At 37.5% G+C, this 1302-nt stretch carries 3 protein-coding genes; all 3 read right to left on the bottom strand.

Going from position 1 to position 1302, the window contains the following annotated elements; translation table 11 throughout:
• A partial coding sequence (locus NZM04_10385) for a hypothetical protein (GenBank protein MCS7064422.1) occupies window positions 1-456 on the bottom strand: 456 nt, incomplete at its 3' end.
• A 39-nt stretch (window positions 457-495) separates the two neighbouring features.
• A complete protein-coding gene (locus tag NZM04_10380; GenBank protein MCS7064421.1) occupies window positions 496-846 on the bottom strand; it encodes a hypothetical protein in 351 nt (116 codons plus the stop codon).
• Window positions 843-1277, bottom strand: coding sequence for a hypothetical protein (locus tag NZM04_10375; GenBank protein ID MCS7064420.1), 435 nt, complete (start codon window positions 1275-1277; stop codon window positions 843-845). The genes NZM04_10380 and NZM04_10375 overlap by 4 nt, the downstream gene beginning before the upstream one ends.
• Between the last annotated feature and the right edge of the window lie 25 nt (window positions 1278-1302).

Below are 1302 nucleotides of genomic sequence, written 5' to 3'. Positions count from 1 at the left end.
TTGAGCTGCTTTGACCCTCTCATCTTTGTTGTTCGAATTCCAAATGTTGTCTCCTCCCCATCTAAACTCTTCTCCTGCATTAACTCCATCCCATACATCATTTACCCCCTGAGACCTTAATTCATTGGCTAGACTACTATTGACATTTATCCATTCTGCTGATTTGTCATAAGTCCCATGAAGAATAATGGTTAATCTCCCACTCGGATCCACGCCATTCACCGGATCATTATTCGCATAACTGTAAAGACTCATATCCGAGGCGTGGCCGAGGGGATCGGCAGAGACGAAGCGGGCGGTGGGATAATGATACAGCCTTGCGCCCATGTGAATCACATCGCCTTCCGTGCGATAGCCGCGCCAGCCGCTGGCTTCATGCAAGCCCACACCCTCCCCAAGCCGCTTCTTTACCGACTCGCGGGATGGGACATAATAGAGATAGTATATTTCCATCATGTTAAACTTCCCGTTTACTTATTCATATTGTTGGGTGACTTATTTATTGAAAAAATTTATTATTGTATCAATTGTCCCATCTTTTTTTGTTAAAGAATAAAGCCATCCATAAATATCCGCTAATACAAAAATAATTATAAAAACAAAAGGGGAAATACAAAATAATTTATCGATCAAGGTTAGCTTCCCCCGTTTAATGAACATAAAAATTAAGGCGATTATAGAAATGACGACACTCAGCAAAAAAATATATATGAAATTATTTAAATCATTTTTAAGTGCTTCAAAGCTGTTGTTGTTTCTATGAAAGCGACTATAATCATCAATCACATGCATCATCCAAATTAAAATTGATACAATAAAAAACATGAATGATTTGTTTATTTTCATTTTCCAAATTTCTTACTTTCGTTGTGATTATAGTTAAACATATTTCCACTGTTCACGTTTATAGAATTGTAAACATCATATCGTATATGCGCCTGACCAGCACCTCCTACGTCCGCATGATTTCCGCTAAAATATTGTATAGAACCAATATTTGATGGGATTGTTTTATTATCAAGAGATCTACCAACTATATCATACCATGATGCTTGATTTATTTGCGTTCCTATATAGGCATAACTTGACTCTACATTAGGTGGAATCGTCTGAGGATAAAGTCTATTAGCTGCATGACCAAACATCGCATACACAGGATCAATCATATGCATTTGGGTGATAATCTTCTCATTACTGTATGGAGGCACTAAATATGCATTGGGCACCACTTTGATATGACTCATTGCGCCTAGATTGTCTGTGTAATCTGGTTCCATCTTTGTCCATCTAGTTAATTATCTA

The organism is Candidatus Methylacidiphilales bacterium, from assembly GCA_025056655.1.
Lineage (GTDB): Bacteria > Verrucomicrobiota > Verrucomicrobiia > Methylacidiphilales > JANWVL01 > JANWVL01.
The sequence above is the reverse complement of the archived record's forward strand: the minus strand, read 5'-3'. Positions and strand labels throughout refer to the sequence as shown.

Bases quoted from the DNA above. Each gene is read 5' to 3' on its own strand.
- NZM04_10380 (MCS7064421.1), bottom strand. From the start codon at position 846: ATGAAAATAAACAAATCATTCATGTTTTTTATTGTATCAATTTTAATT.
- NZM04_10375 (MCS7064420.1), bottom strand. From the start codon at position 1,277: ATGGAACCAGATTACACAGACAATCTAGGCGCAATGAGTCATATCAAA.